The sequence below is a fragment of the Acinetobacter sp. TY1 genome (genome assembly GCF_048551395.1).
GTDB lineage: Bacteria > Pseudomonadota > Gammaproteobacteria > Pseudomonadales > Moraxellaceae > Acinetobacter.
On record NZ_JBLYZK010000002.1, the window covers coordinates 206,205 to 229,283 of the forward strand.

22 protein-coding genes are annotated in these 23,079 nt (G+C 37.0%); 14 read left to right on the top strand and 8 right to left on the bottom strand.

Annotated elements, in window-relative coordinates; all coding sequences use genetic code 11:
- Positions 1–42 precede the first annotated feature (42 nt).
- The gene (locus ACK2M2_RS02385; protein WP_409511720.1) at positions 43–177 is read left to right on the top strand and encodes a KGW motif small protein; all 135 of its coding nucleotides are present in this window, start codon (positions 43–45) and stop codon (positions 175–177) included.
- 272 nt (positions 178–449) lie between these two features.
- Here the strand turns inward: ACK2M2_RS02385 and hemP are convergent, their stop codons facing one another.
- Complete coding sequence (gene hemP, locus ACK2M2_RS02390) at positions 450–617, bottom strand: hemin uptake protein HemP (RefSeq protein ID WP_409511721.1); 168 nt, start codon at positions 615–617, stop codon at positions 450–452.
- Between the two features lie 141 nt (positions 618–758).
- Here hemP and ACK2M2_RS02395 point away from each other — a divergent pair, with 141 nt between their 5' ends.
- Positions 759–1,661, top strand: a complete 903-nt coding sequence (locus ACK2M2_RS02395; protein WP_419346003.1) for an NUDIX domain-containing protein — start codon at positions 759–761, stop codon at positions 1,659–1,661.
- A gap of 21 nt (positions 1,662–1,682) precedes the next feature.
- On the opposite strand, the gene ACK2M2_RS02400 is transcribed toward ACK2M2_RS02395, so the two are convergent.
- Both ACK2M2_RS02400 and mrcB read right to left on the bottom strand, forming a co-directional pair.
- Complete coding sequence (locus ACK2M2_RS02400; RefSeq protein ID WP_419346004.1) at positions 1,683–2,264, bottom strand: tetratricopeptide repeat protein; 582 nt, start codon at positions 2,262–2,264, stop codon at positions 1,683–1,685.
- A gap of 17 nt (positions 2,265–2,281) precedes the next feature.
- On the bottom strand, positions 2,282–4,681 hold the full coding sequence (gene mrcB, locus ACK2M2_RS02405) for a penicillin-binding protein 1B (protein WP_419346005.1): 2,400 nt from the start codon (positions 4,679–4,681) through the stop codon (positions 2,282–2,284).
- A 193-nt stretch (positions 4,682–4,874) separates the two neighbouring features.
- Between mrcB and ACK2M2_RS02410 the strand changes: the two genes are divergently transcribed.
- Positions 4,875–5,780 carry an NAD(+) kinase gene (locus ACK2M2_RS02410; protein ID WP_409511725.1) on the top strand — a complete coding sequence of 302 codons (906 nt, stop codon included), beginning with the start codon at positions 4,875–4,877 and terminating at the stop codon, positions 5,778–5,780.
- Positions 5,781–5,782: 2 nt separating this feature from the next.
- Complete coding sequence (locus ACK2M2_RS02415; RefSeq protein WP_409511726.1) at positions 5,783–6,049, top strand: YeaC family protein; 267 nt, start codon at positions 5,783–5,785, stop codon at positions 6,047–6,049.
- Positions 6,050–6,118: 69 nt separating this feature from the next.
- Here ACK2M2_RS02415 and ACK2M2_RS02420 read toward each other — a convergent pair whose 3' ends face one another.
- Complete coding sequence (locus ACK2M2_RS02420; protein WP_419346006.1) at positions 6,119–7,114, bottom strand: glycosyl transferase family protein; 996 nt, start codon at positions 7,112–7,114, stop codon at positions 6,119–6,121.
- A 435-nt stretch (positions 7,115–7,549) separates the two neighbouring features.
- On the opposite strand from ACK2M2_RS02420, the gene ACK2M2_RS02425 reads away from it, so the two are divergent.
- Complete coding sequence (locus ACK2M2_RS02425) at positions 7,550–8,896, top strand: dicarboxylate/amino acid:cation symporter (protein WP_409511728.1); 1,347 nt, start codon at positions 7,550–7,552, stop codon at positions 8,894–8,896.
- Positions 8,897–9,073: 177 nt separating this feature from the next.
- On the opposite strand, the gene ACK2M2_RS02430 is transcribed toward ACK2M2_RS02425, so the two are convergent.
- Positions 9,074–10,384: a dicarboxylate/amino acid:cation symporter gene (locus ACK2M2_RS02430; RefSeq protein ID WP_419346007.1), complete on the bottom strand. Its 1,311-nt coding sequence runs from the start codon at positions 10,382–10,384 to the stop codon at positions 9,074–9,076.
- A gap of 523 nt (positions 10,385–10,907) precedes the next feature.
- Here ACK2M2_RS02430 and ACK2M2_RS02435 point away from each other — a divergent pair.
- On the top strand, positions 10,908–12,050 hold the full coding sequence (locus tag ACK2M2_RS02435) for an acyl-CoA dehydrogenase family protein (protein ID WP_419346008.1): 1,143 nt from the start codon (positions 10,908–10,910) through the stop codon (positions 12,048–12,050).
- A gap of 146 nt (positions 12,051–12,196) precedes the next feature.
- Here ACK2M2_RS02435 and ACK2M2_RS02440 read toward each other — a convergent pair whose 3' ends face one another.
- Positions 12,197–12,715: a DJ-1/PfpI/YhbO family deglycase/protease gene (locus tag ACK2M2_RS02440; protein ID WP_409511730.1), complete on the bottom strand. Its 519-nt coding sequence runs from the start codon at positions 12,713–12,715 to the stop codon at positions 12,197–12,199.
- Positions 12,716–13,048: 333 nt separating this feature from the next.
- On the opposite strand from ACK2M2_RS02440, the gene pheA reads away from it, so the two are divergent.
- From pheA to ACK2M2_RS02455, 3 genes are all read left to right on the top strand, one after another.
- A complete protein-coding gene (pheA, locus tag ACK2M2_RS02445) occupies positions 13,049–14,155 on the top strand; it encodes a prephenate dehydratase (protein ID WP_419346009.1) in 1,107 nt (368 codons plus the stop codon).
- Between the two features lie 28 nt (positions 14,156–14,183).
- Positions 14,184–16,430, top strand: a complete 2,247-nt coding sequence (locus tag ACK2M2_RS02450) for a bifunctional prephenate dehydrogenase/3-phosphoshikimate 1-carboxyvinyltransferase (protein ID WP_419346010.1) — start codon at positions 14,184–14,186, stop codon at positions 16,428–16,430.
- A 138-nt stretch (positions 16,431–16,568) separates the two neighbouring features.
- Entirely contained in the window at positions 16,569–16,946 is a 378-nt protein-coding gene (locus tag ACK2M2_RS02455) for a hypothetical protein (protein ID WP_409511733.1), read from the top strand.
- A gap of 81 nt (positions 16,947–17,027) precedes the next feature.
- Here the strand turns inward: ACK2M2_RS02455 and ACK2M2_RS02460 are convergent, their stop codons facing one another.
- Both ACK2M2_RS02460 and ACK2M2_RS02465 read right to left on the bottom strand, forming a co-directional pair.
- The gene (locus ACK2M2_RS02460; RefSeq protein WP_409511734.1) at positions 17,028–17,468 is read right to left on the bottom strand and encodes a DUF2147 domain-containing protein; all 441 of its coding nucleotides are present in this window, start codon (positions 17,466–17,468) and stop codon (positions 17,028–17,030) included.
- 175 nt (positions 17,469–17,643) lie between these two features.
- Entirely contained in the window at positions 17,644–19,038 is a 1,395-nt protein-coding gene (locus tag ACK2M2_RS02465; RefSeq protein WP_419346011.1) for a PLP-dependent aminotransferase family protein, read from the bottom strand.
- A 328-nt stretch (positions 19,039–19,366) separates the two neighbouring features.
- On the opposite strand from ACK2M2_RS02465, the gene ACK2M2_RS02470 reads away from it, so the two are divergent.
- From ACK2M2_RS02470 to ACK2M2_RS02490, 5 genes are all read left to right on the top strand, one after another.
- Complete coding sequence (locus ACK2M2_RS02470; RefSeq protein WP_409511736.1) at positions 19,367–19,477, top strand: hypothetical protein; 111 nt, start codon at positions 19,367–19,369, stop codon at positions 19,475–19,477.
- A 360-nt stretch (positions 19,478–19,837) separates the two neighbouring features.
- Positions 19,838–20,842: a phosphotransferase family protein gene (locus ACK2M2_RS02475; protein WP_419346012.1), complete on the top strand. Its 1,005-nt coding sequence runs from the start codon at positions 19,838–19,840 to the stop codon at positions 20,840–20,842.
- Entirely contained in the window at positions 20,839–21,174 is a 336-nt protein-coding gene (locus tag ACK2M2_RS02480; protein ID WP_419346013.1) for a hypothetical protein, read from the top strand. The genes ACK2M2_RS02475 and ACK2M2_RS02480 overlap by 4 nt, the downstream gene beginning before the upstream one ends.
- Positions 21,171–21,893 carry a histidine phosphatase family protein gene (locus ACK2M2_RS02485; protein ID WP_419346014.1) on the top strand — a complete coding sequence of 241 codons (723 nt, stop codon included), beginning with the start codon at positions 21,171–21,173 and terminating at the stop codon, positions 21,891–21,893. The genes ACK2M2_RS02480 and ACK2M2_RS02485 overlap by 4 nt, the downstream gene beginning before the upstream one ends.
- The gene (locus ACK2M2_RS02490) at positions 21,890–23,050 is read left to right on the top strand and encodes an acyl-CoA dehydrogenase family protein (RefSeq protein WP_409511740.1); all 1,161 of its coding nucleotides are present in this window, start codon (positions 21,890–21,892) and stop codon (positions 23,048–23,050) included. Before ACK2M2_RS02485 ends, ACK2M2_RS02490 begins: the two co-directional genes overlap by 4 nt.
- The last annotated feature ends 29 nt before the right edge of the window (positions 23,051–23,079 follow it).

Consider the following 23,079-nt stretch of genomic DNA (forward strand, 5'->3'; position numbering starts at 1 on the left):
TTCCGAAATGTTCAAAAAAAATGCAAAAATGAGGAGTTAAAAATGATAAAAGTAGCTAACTATAACAATGTCACCTCCATTGCCCTACGCCAAAAAGGATGGAAACTTTTTGGTGCAGTCTTATTATTACAAATTATGATGGTGAGTGCAGGATATCTATTTCGTTTATATGGATAATAAACTCAAAATATTTTAAATTGGATTAATTGGATTAATTGGATTAATTGGATTAATTGGATTAATTGGATTAATTGGATAACAGCAGAAAAGGAGTATTTTGAAAATTATAAATGATGAAATAATTTTGATTATATTTAAAAAATTTCTTTTTATAAGGAGCTATGGTGTTACCGTCAAATGATTGAACTTAATCTTTTATTAAATTAAAAAGCAGTATGCGCTGATTCATACTGCTTATTCCCACTTTTTTATTGTTAAGTTTTTTCTTGTTATTTTGTCAAGATTAAACGGTTATTACGTGTTAAGCGTAAACGATATTCTTCACCTGCATGCATAATGCGGATTTCACGACCCAAAGCAAATAAATTGTTTGAGTGCAACATTGGTAGAGCGTGAGTTGATTCTGTACGTGTAAATAGGCTAAAAGGTGCATTCATTGTTGTAACTCCGTTTTTGTGGGGTGTCTTTGAGTGATTTAAATGATAATCATTATCGAATAGAGCTGTCAATGCAATTTTTATCATTTTTAAAAAAAGTTACAATAGGACAATGAAGTAAAAATAGCACTGAGGTCAATGATGGCAAACCCTTCTATTCATGTAGCAATCGCACTACTTTTTCATCGTGGAAAAGTTTTGGTGGGTTGGCGAAATGCAGAGCAACATCAGGGGAATAAGCATGAATTTCCAGGCGGTAAATTTGAAGAAAAAGAAACGCCCATCCAAGCTTGTCGTCGTGAAGTTATGGAAGAAGTTGGAATTGATCTGACCGATTGGCACAATTTTGATTTTGTACAGCATAATTATGATGATCTTCAAGTTAATCTGCACTTTTTCCATACCTATGTTGATGATACGCAATTGGCTACAATAGTAGAGCCGTGGACGTGGTTTAAGCGTGAAGAATTAGACGGTTTAAACTTTCCTAAAGCCAATCAAGATATAGTTAATCGTTTAGTATTGCCACAACACATTAAAATTACGACAGACCTTTCAGATATCGTTCAGCTTGCTGAAAATACGTTGTTGTATTGGCGTATGCAGTTAAAAGTGCATGAACTTGAAACAGCGTTATCCGCATTGCCAAATGAACAATTAGCAAAAATTATGCTGAACGTTGTGCAATGGCAACAGCTTTCAAAGGATTTACAACAACGGATAGGCTTTATCCATTTTAAACAAAATCAACTGATAGAGTATCAATCTAAAGATCGTCCGCAAGGCGTTATATGTATAGCTGCATGTCATGATTTGAGCTCATTACAGCAAGCTCAACAGATTGGAGTTGATGCTGCAATTTTAAGTCCTGTACAAGCAACGAATACGCATCCTGATGTTCAACCCCTTGGATGGACTCAATTTTCTGAATTTACTAAAGCAATGGATATTCCTGTTTATGCCTTAGGTGGAATGAAACCAAGCGATTTGGAGCAAATTCAACAACATCAAGGTTATGGTGTCGCAGGCATATCAAATTTTTAATTTGAATGGCTGATTGAAGAGCTATAGTGCTTTTAAACGTGTTTGTGCTTCCTGAATCAGGGTTGTATTTTTTTGAACTTGCCCTGATTTAAGAATAACCTGCCAAAGTTGCTTTTTAGAAGATTGGGTTTGTGCATAACTCAGCCCACGGCGTGCTAAAGATTCTGCATTGCTGGCTTTATTTTGCTTCAATGCAATTTCAGAAAGCCAATAGTAGCTTTCGTCAGATTGTGGCGCGAGCCGTTGTACGTGTAGAGCATATTTCTCAGCTTCTGCCCATTTTCCTTGCTGAAATGCTGTCTTTGTTGCTTGAAGCAAATGTTTAACGGCAGGCGTTTCACGACCATCGTCAAACTTTTGTGGAGTAGGTAGTACTTTCGGTTGTGAGGTGACAATAGGCACTTTAGGTGCTTTTTCCCGAATAATTTCAGGATAGTCATACGTGGTAATTTTTACTCCATCGGATGTTGTGATTGAGGGCTTTGTTGGTGTAGGTGGAGTATGGGGCGTGACTTTTTGAGGTACAGGTGTAGATTGACATGCCGTTAATCCAACGATAATACCTACACCCAATAGCACACAACGAAGTATTTGAGATTGCATCAATACCGTATTCTCCATTAATTTTGGTAGCTACCACTCGAAATTATATGACCACTGGAATTACTATCCTCAGATGAGTTACTTTCACTTTCGCGAATGTAATTTTCAATGCTGTCATTGCTTATAGTTTGTGAACTTGAAGGCTGTTGATCTGGAACATAATCAGGTTCGACATTGTAGTGTGACGAGCCACATGCAGTTGCGCGGTTCGGTACAGTATGGCGTAGCATTGGAATATACATCGCATCACCACAACCTTGTGCGGATAATTCACCACTTGCGATATCAATCCATTGCCATTGCACATCATCGGTTTGACGCAAGTTGACAGGTTTTTGACGTAGTTGTTTCATAACATTGATCCAGACGGGTAGTGCCCCTGTAGAACCTGTTAATCCTGTAACTTTGTTATCATCAAGCCCAAGCCAAACGACAGCTAAATTGTTGCCTGAGTAGCCTGCAAACCAAGAGTCACGAGTATCATTGGTTGTACCTGATTTTCCTGCCAATTTAAGTTCAGATGAGAAGGTATTGTAGGCAGATTTACCTGTACCTGATGACATGACCTGTTGTAAGCCATAATTCAAAATATACGCCGAAGAAGGTTCAATGGTTTGTTGTACATTCAAACCATAACGATCAAGTAAACGACCATTAGAGTCTGCAACAGTACGAATGGCTTTGACTGGATACTTAAAGCCACCTGTTGCAAAATTACCATAAATACTCATCATTTCCATAGGTGACATATCTACAGCACCCAAGAAAATAGAAGGATAGTTTGGGATTTTTGAGGTTACACCAAATTTAACTAGATTATTTTTAAATGTAGATAATCCAAACTCCTGTCCCAAGCGAACTGCAGACAAATTGTATGAATTTGCTAATGCTTGAGCGAGTGGAACATAACCATGACCCGATCCACTATAGTTTTTAGGCGTCCAAGATTTATTATTTTCAACGGGTATACTAATGGGTGAGTCTTCAATTTGAGTCGCCCAATTATAACGTCCCGATTCAATTGCACTTAAATAAATCACAGGTTTAAGCAATGAGCCGACTTGGCGTTTGGCATCAATTGTGCGGTTAAAGCCAGTAAAATCTTGTGTAGAACCGACAGCAGCAATTAGCTCACCATTTTCAGGGCGTGAAATGAGTACTGCACCTTGTAAATCTTTTAAGCGTTTCGGATTTGCACCTGCTAGACGTGCCACACTTTCACGGAAACTATTTTGCACACGTGTCTGTGCAACAGGATCAAGTGTAGTAAAAATACGTAAACCTTGATTGGTTAAATCGGTTTCTTGATATTCGGTTTTAAGTTGACGGCGTACAATATCAAGGAAATCTGGGAAGCGAGCAGTTCCAAGACTCGGTTTATCAACTATATTTAGTGCACGATTACTTTCTTTTTCAAACTGTTCAGGCGTCAAATATCCCATCACTAGCATATTATTGAGGACGACATTGCGACGTTTTTTAGCAAGTTCAGGGTTTTTCCATGGATTGTATAGGGTAGGACCTTGGACTAAACCAACAAGGAATGCTTGTTGGGAAATATTCAGTTCACTGAGCGGTAATCCAAAATAAAACTGTGAAGCCAAACCATAACCATTGACTGAATAGTTACCGCTTTGACCTAAATTTACTTCGTTTAAATACGCTTCTAAAATTTCATCTTTACTGTAATGCAATTCAAGTAATAAAGACATAAAGGCTTCGTTAACTTTACGTTTTAATGTTTTTTCAGGAGTGAGATAGAAGTTTTTAATAAGCTGTTGCGTAAGTGTAGAACCACCTTGACGCTTACCACCAGTGACGTTACTCACTAAAGCACGGGCAGTCCCACGAAAGGAAATGCCATGGTGGTGATAAAAATTACGATCTTCAGTTGCAATAAGTGCTTCAATTAAAGGCTTAGGGACTTTATCTAGCTTAATGAGGACACGATCTTCATTGTGTTGAGGGTAGATGCCACCAATCAACATAGGTTCAAGGCGTGCAATCCCTGTATTTGTTGGCTTTGTCGCTTTGACATCGGCAATCACATCATTGGCAAAAGTGACTTGTAAAATTTGTTCAGGGTCTACACTGTCACCAAAGTCAAAACCTCGGGTATGGACATAAAATGAATTGGCTTGTGCAACATAGCTACCTGGTTTGGCATAGCTATCACTGCCTTTATAGCCAAGTAATTTGAGTTCTTGTTCAAAATCATCTTGTGCTACTGGTGCATTGGCATAGACTTCAAGGGGGCGTGCAAAAACTTTAGCAGGAATATCCCAACGATTACCTTCAAATTTATCACGAATGAGATTGTCGAGCCGAATCAAATACACACTGAAAGCCAAAAATGCGCCAATGATAAGCACACAAAAAATCAATGCAATAATGCCAATACCACGTTCAGACTTCATAAAGACAGATAAAACTCATATTTAATATGCTAATCATGCGAAGCTTTTTGTCATTTTGCAATAATAAAACTGTGAAATCATTTAAATTGGAGTTGTAAATAACAAGAATAGGTATGATATTTTTCTTGTGTCTTTTTAAAAATAATCCTGTTAGTGCTACTATAGTCATAATCACAGTGGAGTCTGAGCATACGTGCAAATATCAGCAAAGTCATTTCGCAATATTGGTTTAATTGGGCGACCTGATAAAACTTCTGTCGTCGATACCTTGTCATTGATTCATGATCATCTGCTCAGTCTAGGGTTACATCCTGTTTTTGATACTGAAACTGCTGCATTGGTGCCTTATCCAAATACGCAAGCCGTGAGTAAAAGTTTACTCGGAGAAGTGGTAGATTTGGTCATTGTGGTCGGTGGAGACGGTTCGTTACTTCATGCAGCGCGTGCGTTGGTCAAATACAATACGCCTGTATTGGGCGTGAACCGTGGTCGGCTTGGATTTCTGACAGATATTAAACCTGCTGAAGTTTTGTTTAAACTCGATCAGGTGTTAAAGGGAGATTTTCAGCTAGATCGTCGGTTTTTATTAGAAATGGAAGTTCGTAGCAATAATCAAACGATTTATGATGCCATCGCACTAAATGATGTTGTATTGCATTCAGGTCGATCTGTACATATGATTGATTTTGAACTCAATATTGATGGTCAGTATGTTTATAGACAACACAGTGATGGCTTGATTGTATCAACGCCGACAGGTTCGACAGCGTATGCATTGTCAGGTGGTGGACCTATTTTACACCCAAGTATGGATGCAATTGCATTAGTACCAATGCATCCACACACTCTATCTTCACGCCCAATTGTGGTGGGTGGACACAGTGAAATTAAAATCCAAATTCGTGAAAATCGTGTCTTACCCATGGTCAGTGCAGACGGGCAACATAGTATTTCTTTAAATGTTGGAGATAGTTTGCATATTCGTAAACATCCCTTCAAACTTATATTATTACATCCACCGGGTTATGACTTTTATATGGCATGTCGTACTAAACTCGGTTGGAACCAAGATTTTGACTCTTTTCAACAGCAGGATTGAACATGAATATTGAACAAATGCTTTCTATTTTGGATGCTGATATTGTTGAGCGTTTAAAAACCGCCGTTGAAATTGGTAAATGGCCAAATGGCGTGGTTTTAACTGCGGAACAACGTCAGATTTGTATGCAAGCGGTAATTGCTTGGGAACATCAAAATGTGGATGCCAAAGAACGCACAGGTTATATCGATAAAGGGCATAAGGAAGAAGATGAAGAGTGTGATTCTCATGTTCCAGAGCCTGAGTTTAAACCAATTCGTTTTGTATAATGTATTAAGTAAAAAGAATCATAGTATCATTCAAATGCTATGATTCTTTTGTAAGATCAAGCAATAAGATTAAAATCGATTCTTCCAGAGTTCTTTGGCCCTTGCCATTGCTTCATCAAATGAATTTACAGCACCCATCGTATACAGTGCTATTCCCATCGTTTCAGGCACAGCAATTTCACCATATTCATGGTTTTGCTTACCTTCCCAAACTGCTTTGAATACTGCTAAATCGAGTTCTTCTTCCGAAGGTGAACGGTTTTCGGTAAGTTTTGGTAATTCATGCTCATATTTTTCTCCATTTTGAATCCCACAAATTAACGTCTTTGCATCAGGATTGCGCTCAAACTCACCCCCTTCACCTTTAATCACAGCACTATTTTGATAACCCAATTGGAAAGCAGCTTGTTGATGTGAACTTCTGTAAGCAGGGTGGAAAATGGCTTGCATGGTGGCTTTGGCGTTAAAGGGATTAATGAGGCGAGCAAGCGTATGGATAGGGGAGCGTAAACCCATAACATTGCGAAGATTAATCAGATCACTTAAAGTTGGTGAAATAGCTTCTAAAGGCAAATAAGCAAAATTACGTTGCTTAAGTTGTTCCATAACTTCTTTTTCATTTTGGCAAATAGGAAAACCTAAATATTCTAAAACTTGTTCGGTATATAATCGATTAATTGTATGCCCTGAAGCGCCGTGCATTACTACTTTATAACCATGTTTTGCCAAGGTTAGTGCGGCAAGTAAAAACCATGGATAATGTTTACGCTTGCCAGCATATGATGACCAATCAAGATCGACATTAAGTGTTTGGAAATTCAATTGGTCTTTAGTTGCCTGTACAAATCCATGTAATTCATCTACAGACTCTTCTTTGACCCGAAGCAACATAAGAAATGCGCCTAGCTGGACATCAAGAACTTCATCTTTTAAAATCATACGAAAAGCCTGATATGCTTCATCATAACTTAGTGATCTTGCACCATTTTTACCTTTTCCAACAATGCGAACGTATTGGGCAAAAGGGTGTTCAAAGTCTTTGTAAAGATTACGTTTTGTAGGCATAGGGAAATCTAAATTTTGAAAAAATAACTGTACTAACACTATGACATAAAAGTATGCAGAATAAATTGGATTGATTAATGTTCGACTAATGTCTAATAAGGAAATGTTTTATTTTTAAGCGATTTTAACAATTTCATGGGGTGTGGTTAGAAAAAATTCATTAAACTAATCACATTAATTTCTATTATTCATCTCCTATTCCCACTTTTTAGTTTTTTCTTTGTAGAAAAACTGAAATAAAGTCGATGACATTAGTCTCTATGTAGTTGTGATGTTTCGGAATACTTTGATTTTTCGAGTGTATTTTTGTTTTAAAAAAATGTTTGCCTTTGTGTTTTACAAAGGTTTTAGGGCTACGTATCTTATAGATATGTGAAATTTTTGAATATTTATTTCTGTGCTGAGCAGCAATAAATATATAATGATGAAACTCTTATGGCTAAACAACCTTTGTATAAGTCACTATATTTTCAAGTGATTGTTGCCATTATTGCTGGTGTGTTGGTTGGACATTTTTATCCAAGTAGTACGCAGATAATTAATGGTGTAGAAAAAAATATCCCAGGTTTAGGTGAGCAACTTTATCCATTGGGTAAGGCATTCATTAATCTGATTAAAATGATTATTGCTCCTGTAATCTTCTGTACTGTCGTGAGCGGTATTGCGGGTATGGAAAGCATGAAATCTGTAGGTAAAACAGGCGGTATCGCTTTGCTTTACTTCGAGATTGTATCAACAATTGCACTGCTCATTGGTTTGTTAGTGATTAACATTGCCAAACCAGGTGTAGGTATGAATGTTGATCCAAGTAAATTGGATACTTCAGGTATTTCTAAATTTGTAGAAAGTGGTGCATCACAGTCAACGCTTGATTTCTTTATGAATATCATTCCAAACACAGTGGTTGGTGCATTTGCAGAAGGTGAAATTCTGCAAGTATTACTTTTTGCTATTTTATTTGGTTTTGCTTTGCATAAACTCGGTGAAGCAGGTAAACCTGTACTGAAGTTTATTGATCAAGTTTCACATGTGTTCTTTAACATTGTAAATATGATCATGAAGCTTGCTCCGATTGGCGCTTTTGGTGCAATGGCTTATACCATTGGCAAATATGGTATTGGCAGTTTGGCTCAATTAGCTCAGCTAATTATTTGCTTCTATATCACGTGTTTGCTCTTTATTTTCTTAGTATTAGGTACTATTAGTCGTATTTGTGGTTTTAGTATTTTAAAAATGATTCGCATGATTCGTGAAGAGTTACTTATTGTATTGGGTACGTCTTCATCAGAATCAGTGTTGCCACGCATGTTGAAAAAACTTGAAATTGCGGGTTGTGAAAAGTCTGTTGTAGGTTTAGTTATTCCAACAGGGTATTCATTTAACTTAGACGGTACATCAATTTACTTAACAATGGCGGCAATCTTTATTGCCCAAGCGACCAATACTCAACTTGATTTATCACATCAAGTGACTTTACTTTTGGTGTTATTAATTTCATCTAAAGGTGCGGCAGGTGTAACAGGTTCAGGTTTTATTGTTATGGCGGCAACTTTATCAGCTGTGGGACATATTCCTGTTGCAGGTTTGGCGTTGATTTTAGGTATTGACCGTTTCATGTCAGAAGCACGCGCTTTGACTAATTTGGTTGGTAACTCTTTAGCAACTATCGTTGTTGCGAAATGGGTTGGACAGTTAGACACTGAAAAACTTCAACACGCATTGAATAATCCTGAAGAAGTGGATCGTAAAATGCTTGAAGAAAATAACCAAGCCCATGCTTAAAATTTAAAATTCAAAGCGATTTTATAGATGAAAAAATTAAGGAAGCTGCTGCTTCCTTTTTTTATGCTGAAATTTGAATAGAAAATGAGTCTAGATTTTATTTTATCAGATAAGAAAACAGGACGTATCAGCTCTTTCTAGTCGAAAGTGTATAAAATGAAAGAAAGATGTAAGGTTTTAATCTTGTGGAATAGATTGATGTTTTTTCAATGTACGATCAAGCTGTTCTTTATTTAAAGCATTGTCCCAACGCGCCACTACAATTGTTGCACAAGCATTACCGACAAAGTTAGTCAGTGCTCGACATTCCGACATGAAACGATCAATACCTAAAATTAATGCCATACCTGCAACAGGTACAGCAGGAACAACCGATAACGTCGCTGCAAGTGTGATGAAACCTGCACCTGTAACACCCGCGGCACCTTTAGAGCTAATCATGGCGACAAGAAGCAATAAAATCTGATCCTGTAGATTTAAATCAATATTACAAGCCTGTGCAATAAATAGTGCAGCCATGGTCATATAAATGTTTGTTCCATCTAAGTTAAATGAATAACCTGTAGGAACGACCAAGCCGACGACTGATTTTTCACAACCCGCTTTTTCCATTTTACGCATGAGTGATGGAAGTGCAGCTTCAGATGAAGACGTACCCAATACAAGCCATAATTCATCTTTAATATAACGAATCAAATCAATAATAGAGAAGCCATTATAACGAGCAACTGCACCTAAAATGACGAGAACAAAGAGTAGTGCAGTAAAGTAGAATGTCAAAATGAGCATGAATAAATTACCAATACTATCAATTCCATATTTACCTATTGTGAATGCCATCGCACCAAAAGCACCAATAGGTGCAAACTTCATTAGCATGCCAACAAGGTGGAAAATTGGTGCAGTTAAATGATTAAGGAAATCGATAATCGGCTTGCCTTTTTCACCAATTGAAGCAAGTGATAAGCCAAACAGAACGGCAACAAACAGCACTTGTAAAATGTCTCCACTTGTCAGTGGGCTTGCAAGGGTGGTTGGTAGAATATTCATCAGGAAGTCTACGATTGATGCATCGTGTGCTTTCTCAGCATATTCGGTAATTTTATCGGTTTTTAATGTTGCAGGGTCAATGTTCAAGCCTTTACCAGGTTGAACCAAGTTTGCAACAGTCATACCAACAATCAATGCAAGCGTCGAGAAGGTCAGAAAGTACAGCATGGCCTTACCTGCTACACGTCCCACACTTGTCATATGGGTCATACCTGAAATTCCTGTCACAACAGTTAGGAAAATTACAGGCGCAATAATCATTTTAACAAGTTTAATAAATGCGTCACCAAGTGGTTTGAGGCTTGTCCCGACATCGGGATAGAAGTGACCGAGTAAAATACCAAGTACAATCGCTGCAATTACTTGTACATAAAGTACTTGGTAGAATTTTTGTGGCTTTTTGGAATGTTCACTTTGAGTATCTGTTTGTATTTCCATGTTGATTCCTTTCACCAAATTGATTCTATTTGGTATTTATTTAAAAAATATCACTTAAGACTTAATCAATTAAATGAATATTGCTTGTTGTTTTAACGTATTGATTTTAAATAGATGTACTTAAACAACAAATACATTGTTTAGATTAATTAAAGAATTAAGTTAGATATTATTTATTAAAAAAATATTAGGTATTTGTATTTGATATGATTTGTATATTATTTTTATTTATATGAATTTTATTTATTTTTGATTTGACTTGTTTATTTTGATACATGCATTTTTAGAAAAAAATTGAATAAACTGTCCTAAAATGCTTTTGACCTATTTTGATTTTCAATTTCTGTTATATATTTTAGGTCTTAATTTGAGTTTTATTGGTGAAAATGTGATATACGGCGCATTTTTATATATTAGGCTACATCGAGATTAAAAATGACCACAGGTTTCATGTTTTTCATTTCAAAAATGATTAGGATGGCTGTGATAACAATCAAAAATCTCGTGATACAAGGAAAATGTAATGCTGGCTTATGATGCTGATTTGGAACTATTCAAAGACAATTTTAAACGTTTTATGAATGAGCACATTGCTCCTCATTATGAGCAATGGGAACGTGAAGGAATCATGCCTCGTTCAGTGTGGACACTGTTGGGTGAAAATGGCTACCTCTGTGTTGATGTGCCAGAAGAATACGGTGGTTATGGTGTTCCAACAGAATATTCGCTTATGTTGGTCGAAGAATCGGCACGTGCAGGCTATGGCTCATTATCGACAGCAATTTCGTGTCACTCTGAAATTGCAGGACCGTATATTTTAAATATTGCCAATGAAGAACAAAAGCAATATTGGTTGCCAAAAATGGTATCGGGTGAAGTGGTTGGTGCAATTGGTATGACTGAGCCAGGTGCAGGTTCTGACTTACAAGGCATGCGTTCATCTGCTATTTTAAATGGTGATCATTATATTTTAAATGGTTCTAAAACTTTTATTTCTAATGGTCAGCATGCGGATTTAGTGGTTTTAGCGTGTAAAACAGATCCACAAGCACGTGCAAAAGGTGTGTCATTACTACTTGTAGATACGCATTTAGATGGTTTTAAAAAGGGTACAAACTTAGACAAAATCGGTCTGCATTCTCAAGATACATCTGAATTATTCTTTGATAATGTCAAAGTGCCTGCCAACCAATTATTAGGAAATGCAGGGCAAGGTTTTGCTTATTTGATGCAAGAGCTTCCACGTGAACGTACAGCAATTGCAGCAACTGCATTGGGTGCAATTCGTGGTGCGATTGATGTGACAAGTAAATATGTGAAAGAACGTCAAGCTTTTGGTCAGGCGATTGGTAACTTCCAAAATACACGTTTTGTTCTTGCTCAAGCGAAAATTGATGAGCTTGCAACGGCGGCATTTTATAACCAAAACTTGGCTTTATATAAAGAAAATAAATTGGATGTTGAAACAGCAGCAGCATTGAAAAGCTTTAGTTCAGATATGCAGATGAAAGTGGCAGATAGTTTACTGCAACTTTTCGGTGGTTATGGCTATATGGTTGAATACCCAATTTCACGCTTCTTTGTTGATGCACGTATCCAACGCATTTATGGTGGAACAAATGAAATTATGAAAGAAATTGTGGCACGTGGCATGATTGGTCGATAATTTCGATACTTGATCTAGACTCCAAAAATAAAGATCAAGCTATCCAAAGGTAGCTTGATCTTTTTACATATATACAGGCTGATCCATCAAAAAAAAGCAGAAACTTGATTCTCAATAAAAAAATTAAAAAACAATGTAGTAAATGATTAATTCCTTAAAACACTTAAACATTCATCAATAAAAATAGGTAGCTCAAAGGTCGAACGTGAGGATATATATAGATTATTGTCATTGACCACTTCATGATCAAAAATGACAGCCCCTGCATCTTTGAGTTCTTTAATCGTTTCATGAATAGAGGTTAAGCGTCTACCAATAGCAATCTGTGCATCGATGAGTAAATGCGGACTATGACAACACAATAAAATAGGTTTTTGTGCGTTTGCAAAACTGCGCAAAAAATCGATAAAGCGCTGATCTTTTTTCAGGTGATAGGGTGAGTGCCCACCAGGAATCATCAGTGCATCAAAGTCTTGGACTGAAATGTCATCAATACCTAAATCAATACTCACAGAGGATTTTCGTTGCTGACTATAAATGATATTGCCAGCCTGCTTTTCAATGTTGCGTACACTATGACTTGCTGCACGAAAGGCTTCTACAGGAGCATGATATTCAATATCTTCAAAGTCTTGGGTGACGAGAACAGCAATACGTTTATTCATTTTTTTTCTCGCACTACTTTTATTTTAATAAGCATACGAAATTTTGAGCAAAAATTATTATATGCATTTGTTGTTGAATCGTTATGTAACGTAATTTTAACCAAGTCTATGTATTTTTGTGCAAATTTTTCTGATTTTACGAATTTTTATAGAGAGAACTGCTAAAAAGTAAAAAATGATTTTGTTCATCTGTTTTGGGGTGATGAATTATTGTTTTATTGCAATAAGCTGTTGGATAAAAGGCGTATTGCACAACAAATCGTACTGAACTATTGTTATACTATTTAAACTTAAAACCTCGGGTAATCTCGATTTTCATAGGGCGATATAACAATGATCAACGATGATCAACAAGCAACCTCTCTCGATCTTTCTCAAATCCGTGACGATATTGATTCTGTCGACCAACAGATTCAACAACTGATCAACCGCCGTGCCAAATTGGCTGAAGCTGTCGCAAAAGCGAAATTTGCAGCAGAAGAGAATCCGTTGTTTTATCGCCCTGAACGTGAAGCTCAAGTTCTACGAAATGTGATGGAGCGTAATGAAGGCCCGTTGTCCGATACAACTATGGCTCGTTTGTTTCGTGAAATTATGTCGGCATGTTTGGCACTTGAAGCACCGCAAAGCATTGCATTTTTGGGCCCTGTTGGAACATATACGCATTCAGCCGTATTGAAACATTTCGGTCAAGATGCAGTGGTTCGTCCATTGCCAACCATTGATGAAGTGTTCCGTGAAGTGGAAGCGGGTAGCGCGCACTACGGTTTAGTGCCTGTAGAAAACTCGTCTGAAGGCGTTGTGAATCATACTTTAGATTGTTTTAAAGCATCACATTTGAATGTCATTGGTGAAGTTGAATTGCGTATTCATCACCAATTTTTAGTGTCTTCAAATACGCGTAAAGATAGTATTAAACAGATTTATGCTCATCAACAAACTTTGGCACAGTGTCGTGGTTGGTTGGATGCACATTATCCAGGTGTAGAGCGAGTTGCACTCAGTTCAAATGCAGAAGCTGCTCGTCGTATTCGTAATGAGTGGCATTCAGCAGCGATTGCATCAGATGTGGCTGCAAGTATTTATGATCTTGAAATTTTGCATGGCAATATTGAAGACAATCCTGAAAATACGACACGTTTCCTTGTGATTGGCCGTGAAAAAGTGCCACAAAGTGGTAATGATAAATCATCATTACTCATTTCTGCACATGACCGTGCAGGAGCGTTACTTGAGATTCTTGCACCATTTGCTAAACATAACATTAGCTTGACCAGTATTGAAACTCGTCCTGCGTTACCTGAAAAATGGGCTTACGTGTTCTTTATTGATCTTGAAGGTCATGTAGAACAGGACAATGTAAAAGCTGCGATTGAAGAAATTCGCCCATTAGTGAAAGAAGTGCGTGTATTGGGTTCATACCCAATTGCTGTACTTTAAGTTTAGGTTGAAGGTCTGAAATAGCATCATGTCACAACCTATGTTTAAAAAAGTTGCGTTTATTGGGCTTGGGCTAATAGGTTCAAGTCTTGCTCGGGTAATTCTTGCGGAAAATTTAGCAAATACTATTGTTGCTTCAACACGTTCGAAAAAAACCTTGGAAGATGCCAAAGCTTTAGGATTGATTTCTGAAGGTTTTACCGATCCTGCCGATGCAGTGAAAGATGCTGATTTAGTGGTTTTAGCCTTGCCTGTTCGTGCAACGCAAAAAGCACTTGCAAGTATTCAGCCTTATTTGTCAGAAAACTGCATTATTACTGATGTTGGAAGTACCAAAGGTAATGTGGTTGATGCAGCTAAAGCTGTGTTTGGTGATGTACTACCTGTTGGGTTTGTTCCGGGACACCCAATTGCTGGTGCAGAACATACAGGTGTGCATGCAGGTAAAGTCGATTTATTTGCCAATCATAAAGTGATTCTCACGCCATTACCAAGTAGTGCAGATTGGGCAGTGAATAAATTGATTCAGCTCTGGCAAGCAGCGAAAGCCGAAGTTATTTGTATGGATGTGGAAAAGCATGATGAAGTGCTTGCGCATACGAGTCATTTACCACATTTAATGGCATTCAACTTGGTTGAACAACTTGCAAATCGTGAAGATAATTTCGATATTTTTCGTTATGCAGCAGGTGGTTTTCGTGATTTCTCACGGATTGCAGCGAGTGATCCACAAATGTGGCATGACATCTTTTTTGCTAATAAAAAAGCAATACTCAATGCTGTAGATGGATTTGAAGCTCAACTTAAAACATTACGCCAACTCATTGAAAATGAAAATTCACAGGCATTGATGGGATTGCTCGGACATGCTCAAGCAGCACGTCAACATTTCAATCATATGCTCGCTCAAAAACCTTTGATGGAGAAAAATAAGGTGACACAACAATTTACCATTTTGCCAGGTGATAAGACATTTAAAGGTAAATTTACCGTGCCGGGTGACAAATCAGTGTCACATCGCTCCATCATGTTTGGTGCGATTGCAGAAGGCACAACGCATGTGACAGGTTTCCTTGAAGGTGAAGATGCACTTGCAACTTTACAAGCATTCCGTGATATGGGCGTGAGTATTGAAGGTCCTAAGAATGGTGAAGTAACCATTCATGGTGCTGGTATGAATGGTCTAAAAGCACCGAAAACTGCACTATATATGGGGAACTCAGGTACATCAATGCGCTTGCTTTCAGGCATGTTGTCGGCTCAAGCTTTTGACTCTGTGATGACAGGTGATGCATCACTTTCTCAACGCCCAATGGAGCGTATAGCGAAGCCTTTACGTGAAATGGGTGCACAAATTCAAACGACGGGTGAGCGTGGTACGCCACCGATTTCGATTACAGGTGCACAAGCTCTAAAAGGTATTCACTATGATTTGCCAATGGCATCTGCACAAGTGAAATCAGGGATTCTATTGGCAGGTTTATGGGCTGAGGGCGAAACTTCAGTGACTGAACCTGAACCTACTCGTGACCATTCAGAACGTATGCTTCGTGCTTTTGGTTATGATGTAAAAACTGAAGGCAATCGTATTTCGCTACAAGGTGGTGGAAAATTAGTGGGGACTGATATTCAAGTACCCTCTGATATTTCTTCTGCTGCGTTCTTTATGGTCGGCGCTGCCATTACCAAAGGTTCGGATGTAACGCTTGAAGCAGTGGGTATTAACCCGACACGTACTGGTGTAATTGAAATCCTAAAACAAATGGGTGCAGATTTAACCGTTGAAAATGAGCGTATTGCAGGCGGTGAGCCAATTGCAGACATTCGTATTCGCGGAACACGTACACTCAAAGGCATTCATATGCCAGAAGATCAAGTACCATTGGCAATTGATGAATTTCCATCACTATTTATTGCGGCTGCATGTGCAGAAGGGCAAACGATTTTGACGGGTGCTGCTGAACTTCGTGTAAAAGAGTCCGACCGTATCCAAGTGATGGCAGATGGGTTAAAAACCATGGGGATCGATTGTACACCAACTGACGATGGTATTATTATTGAAGGAAAAGGCAAATCAGGTGAGTGGGGTGCAATCTTCACAGGTGGGGAAATTGAATCACACCACGATCATCGTATTGCCATGAGCTTCTCAATGGCGGGTTTGCGTAATTCGGGTGAAATCAAAATTGTTGGTACAGAAACAGTTGCAACGAGCTTTCCAACATTTACGCAATTGACCAATCAAGCGGGTTTGCAGATTCAGGTGACTGAATAAGTTTCAAACCAATTTAATCGCTAATCTTTGGTCTAGTTTTTGTATATTTGTTCGACAACAGCCAAGCAAACGCTTGGCTGTTTTGTTTTTATTGCTTATTCTAAAACCATACAACTATAAAGTCTTTTGGATGAAGCGATGAGAACATTACAATTTACTGCAAACTGTGAAAATCATATCAAAAGTGAAGCTCAGGGCAATGCATGTCATGTCACTCAGGAATATGTAACTGATCTATTGTCTCAATCGCTTAAAGAATATGGTTTTAAGACTGAAACTGCGCATTCAGAAGAAAATATTGCGGTAAGTGTAGAAAATCATCCAATTGGCTTAGGTGTATATTGTCAATTAAATGATAAAGGTTTGTTGACCTGTCAAATTTCTGCTCATGCAGATGAAGAACAAGTCTGGTTTAAGAAAATTGCTACGCAAAGTATGATTAAGCAGCTTGCTAATGCTGTTGAAAATACTTTGAAAAAAGATGATGCGTTTAGTGGTTTTGAGTGGAAAAGTTAAGATTTAAGTGAGTTGAGTATATATAAAAATGCTGAATAGTGTAGGCTGATTCAGCATTTTTATTGTGTAGTAATTTAAAAGCTATTCTACTCTCAACCAAGTTTGGCTACGCCCCACAGCTGAAACACCAATATAGCCACGTAAAAATAGTTTCTTACCATTTGGACTGACTTTACCTTTTAGGCTATAGAGTTTGCCTGAGACAGGATCAATAATTTTGCCATTGGTATAATTTATTTGATCTTCAGTTTTTAAACCTGAAATGACTTGCATGCCAATAATTGGCTTATTGGTGTAAGGTGCAGGGCAGTTGGTACAAAATTCTTTTGGTGTATAACCAGGTCGAGGAGTTGCTTTGAGTGCGGTTCCTGCGTACGTGCCATTGGCTTGTTTTTCCATTTTAACTAAACCTTTTGGTTCACCTGTTTTGTCATCAATATAGCGCCATGTTCCTGTAATATCTTGAGAAAATACGCTTGTACTGATCAGTGTAATAAAGATTGCCCCAAAAACTTTTTTCATAATATCCCTATATAAAAATATAATTAGCAAAACTAGCTAAAGACTTGATTGTATAATAAATAATGAAAATTAATATTTACATATTGCGCCAAAATTAAGTGAAAAATAAAGCATAATCACCAATCTAGGTTATTTATTCCTCATATTATTGTTGTTTGAGTGTATTGATTGGCATTTATTCTTTTAGGTGTTGAATGAGCTGATTAAGCGCTATTTCAATATTTTCATCTATTTCAAATGAGCAATTGATACGAATGTGATGGTATTCTTTTTCCATTTGATAAAATAATGTACCAGGTGCAACACCAATATTTTGCTCCAATAACTGCTGATAAATCAGATGACTATTTAGATATTTAGGTAAACTAATCCAAAGAAAATAGCCTGAAGGATAGAGTTTTATTTTAAATGAGTCAGGTAAATGCGTAGATAAGTATTGATAATATTGTAGTTTTAAACGTTTCATCGTACTACGAAGCATTTTTAAATGCTTTTCATAATGTCGATGAGATAAATATTCTGCCAAAGCATTTTGAATCAGTGAATTGACTGAAATGGTACTCATCAATTGCAAATGTTGGATATGTTCAGAAAATTTTCCTGCATAGACCCAACCAATACGAAAACCAGCACCAAGCGTTTTTGAAAAAGATGAACAGTGTAGTACCCAATTTTGTTGATCAAAATATTTCATAGATAAGGGTTTTTTATGCCCATGATAAAGTTCTTCATAAACATCATCTTCAATTAAGTAAATTTGATGCTCATGTAAAAGCTGTGCTAATTGCAGCTTAATTTCATCGCTGACAGTAAAGCCAACAGGGTTGTGACTGTTTAACATGAGTAGGCAGACTTTAATTGGGTAGCGTGTAATGGCATCTTTAAAGGCTTCTACATCAAACCCATATTCAGGATGCTCTGGAATGCTAATGACTTTTAGACCCAAGTGTTCTGCAGCTTGCCATGCACCATAGAAAATAGTTTCCTGCAATAAAATATAATCTCCTGCTTGGGTTAGAGCTTTGAGTGAGAGATTTAAAGCATCCAATCCTCCAGAGGTAATGACAATATCAGAAGGATCGGTTTGAATGCCTTGCATACTATAACGTTGTGCAATTAATTTTCTTAGTTCAATATTCCCAGGAGGAAGGCTTGGCATTTGTTCATAGTTTTGACGATATTTAGATTGTTGTGCCAATGTTTGCATCAATTTTGCTGAAAACAACAATTGGCTATTTGGGAATGCACTCCCAAAAGGAGTAATATTTTCATTTTGAATCGATTTTAAATAGCGAAAAATTAAAGAATTAATCTCAATCTGTTCATTCAATATAACATTGGTTTTATAAGCATTTGTGATGGGTACTTCGGCAACAAAGTAACCGAGCTTTGTCCGTGAATAGATCAGACCCTGTGCTTCTAAATCTTGATAAGCATTCATCACTGTCATTAAGCTAAAACCTGAAGTATTGGCTTGCTGACGTAAAGAAGGGAGTTTTTCATGCGCTTTCCAAAAACCACTTTCAATGAGATGTTTCAAACTGAGTGCAAGTTGTTCTGATTTATACATAAAAAGGAATGCTCTATGGTATGGAAATGCAATGCGTTATAGATTCTGTCAATCATCGACTATATTTATGCGATACAGTGGAACTCAAAATAAATATTCCAGTTTAATTTTAACATGAGCTGTGTATTTTTTTGAAAAATAGCGAAATGTATATTGAATAGTGAATTTTATAAAAAATGATATAAAATATAGTATTAACATATGCATATATAGATGAGCATTAAACGTGCTGTTATCATCTGTTATAGTATTTTTGATCAAAACTGTATATTTTATTTCGAATCAGAAATCTTCAAAATAATGACATCTGCTCAAGTGAGATGAATGTATGAATTTTTTTAACACCAAAAACAAAGCATGGTTTGTTTTTTTCATTATTACTTCGTATTCATTTTTAGGCTTTTTCCTTGGTTTTATTATTTGGAAATACGTGCTCTAAATCAGATACAACGTGATAAAAGTCTAAGATCAAACTTTTTGAAGTTATTGATCTTATATTGAGGCTTATTCAATACTATTTTTGCACTGAAAATATGTGCGAGTGAATAAGCCAAAGTCCTTATATGTCAACGATTAATATCATTCAATCGTACTACTCTATTCTCAGATCTATTTCATTAAAATAAAAATTTCAAATTGTTAGGACAGCTTCTATCTATAAAACGATGAGGGACGTTTTTTTCATTTTTGAAACATTATTTCATTATTGTAAACTAATAATATTTTTAACTAATTGATATTTAATAAAAATAAAATTGGCATACTCCTTGCAAACCTATTACTGAAAAGGAGATGTGTTATGGATGACGTGCAATTTCAGGATTTAAAAAATCTGCTTGTACAGCGACTGGATTTTGATCGAAATACAGACATGAGTATCAAAAAACTCAGTGGTGGTGCAATTCAAGAAAACTGGGCAATTTTAGGTCAGAAAAATCATGAAAATTTTGAAATTGTACTGAGAAAAAATTCTGAAACAAGCGTAGAAGTTAGTTCTGACCGTGAGCAGGAATATCGTTTACTCGAACGTTTACATGCGTTAAATATTTGTGTGCCACAGCCCTTATTATTTGAAAAAAAAGATAATTTTTTAAATAGTGATTTTTTTATAATGGAAAAAATTTCAGGGAGTGCAGAAGGTCATAAATTGGTTCGTTTGAAAGATGAGACATTACAACAAAAAATCTTAAAAGATATTGGGCAGCGTTTAGCAGATTTGCATCAGATTGAAACTGATGCCGAGATTGAAAAAATTTTACCAAAACCACAAAAAGAGACGTATCTAAGCGACTTAATTGCTGACTTATATGCACAACTCGATAAATTACAAAGACATCGTCCTGTACTTGAGTTTGCATTGAGTTGGATGTTGCATGAAAAGCCTGTAATTGATGATTTAGTCTTGATCCATGGCGATTATCGCATAGGAAATATCATGATTAATCAAGATCATGTGTCGGGTATTTTAGATTGGGAATTTAGCCATTGGGGGGATCGCCGTGAAGATATTGGTTGGTTTACTGCAAAATGTTGGCGTTTTGGTCAAGACAATCAAATTGCAGGCGGAATTGGTGCATATAAGAATTTCATGCAAGCCTATGCTGAGCGCACTGAGATATATATCCCTGAATTTGAATTGAAATTTTGGCATATTTTATCGCATGTGCGTTGGGCAATTATTGCAATGCAACAGTCCAACCGTAATCAAAATAATACCCAAGCTTCTTTAGAATTAGCACTCACTGAGTTTTTAGTACCACAGCTTGAGAAAAACATTTTGGATATCATTGGAGAAAAAGAATGACTCAACAAAAAATTCTAGAATTGATCCAAGCGAGTCAAGCCACACTGAAACATGAGTTGATGCCTAAACATCCAGAATCTCGTTATAACCTATTGATGTTACAGCGTAGTTTTGAAATTCTGAAAAATTATATTGAATCGTCTGAACGTGCACAGACCAAACAACTTGATTTGTTTCAGCAACATTTTCAGTTTCCTGTGCAGGATGTGGAACAAAGTATGGAGCAGCTTTCACAGGATATGCGTACAGCTTTTCAGTCTGATGCGTTAGCTATTTTACAACAACTCAATGAACTTGAAATGAGCCTGATTAAAACAGGAAAATCAACATGATAAAAAGGGTTCGTGTTTATTTGATACGTCATGGTCATGTGCAATATTTTGATAAGCAACATCAACCTGTGAATCCTAAATATGCACCATTGTCTGCAACGGGTATAGCACAAATCAGTCAGTTGGCTGAACAATTAAAAGCAGTGCAGATGGATCAAATTTATTCATCGACCATGCCACGTTCTATTCAAACAGCTGAAATTTTGGCGAGTACGCAGCGTAACTCAACAATTCAGTCTTGTGATGATATTCGTGAAATTAAGTCTGGACGTTTAAAAGAGCTTGATTCGACTCAGGCACATATTGTCATTAAAAAAGCCTATCAACATAGGCGTTATGCTTTAGATACTTTTATGCAAGGTGAACGTTGGCATGAATTTGAAGCGCGCACAACCCATTGGTTAGAAAAAATACTGCTACAACAAGCAGATTTACAGCATCAACATATTTTAGTGTCCTCACATGATGCGGTGAATCGTATTTTTCTCAATCATGCGCATGGCTTAAATGAAAAGGATATTCAGGTACAAGAACAGAATTATGCTTGTCTTAATATATTGGATTATTTTATTGAAAATGATCAGATCATAGAAACCCGAATTTTGCTGCAAAACTTTACAGCTCATAATGTTCTAAAGATTAATGAAACACACAATGCACTTGATGATGTGTATCAAATATATATGAAAACAAATGGATTTAAACGAGAAATGATATGAAAACACTGAGTCCTGAATTACTCGAATTACAAAAACGTGTCCGTACGTTTATTCGTGATGTGGTGATTCCCTATGAAAATGATCCTCGTCAAGACAGTCATGGACCAAGTGATGAATTACGTGCTGAATTAATTGAAAAGGCACGTGAACATCATCTATTAACCCCGCATGCAAGTGTGGAAATGGGGGGGCAGGGATGGACGCATATTCAAAAAGCAGTAGCTTTTGAAGAAGCGGGTTATTCCCCATTAGGACCAACAGCAATGAATGTTCATGCTCCTGATGAAGGCAATATCCACTTGATGGATATTGTAGCGAGTGAAGCGCAGAAAAAACGTTGGTTAAAGCCGATGGTTGAGGGGAAAATTCGTTCTTGCTTTGCAATGACTGAACCTGCACCTGGTGCAGGTTCAGATCCAACAATGCTGCTTACCACAGCAACATTGGATGGAGATGATTATGTCATTAATGGGCGTAAGTGGCTTATTACGGGTGCCGATGGTGCTAAAGTTGCCATTATTATGGCAAAAATGGAAGACGGCACGGCATCGATGTTCTTAACTGAAACTGATGCAGAAGGCTTCATTTTAGAAAAAAATATGAATGCCATGGATTCATGTTTTAGTGGTGGGCATGGCATTTTACGTTTTGAGAATTTGCGTATTCCAAAAGAAAATGTACTTGGTGAAATTGGCAAAGGCTTTAAATATGCACAAGTTCGTCTTGCACCTGCTCGCTTAACACATTGTATGCGTTGGTTAGGACAAGCTCGCCGTGCGCATGATCTTGCGACTCAATATGCACGTGAACGTGAAACCTTTGGTAAGCGCTTGGGTGATCATCAAGGCGTAGGCTTTATGCTCGCTGATAATGAAATGGATTTGCTCAGTACCCGTTTAGCCGTGCATTACTGTGCACAAGTACTTGATCTAAATGAAAAAGGAAATTATGAGTCGAGTCTTGTCAAAGTCATTAGCTCAGAAAATATTTGGAAGGTGATTGATCGTAGTTTGCAAATGCTCGGTGGGCAGGCAATTACCGATGAAAATCTAGTTTGTAAAATCTTCAAAGATGCACGAGGATTCCGTATTTATGATGGTGCCAATGAGGTACATCGCATGAGTATTTCACAAAAACTATTGAACGGTAAAACCTAAAACAAAAGTGTATTACCGCTAAATTGAAA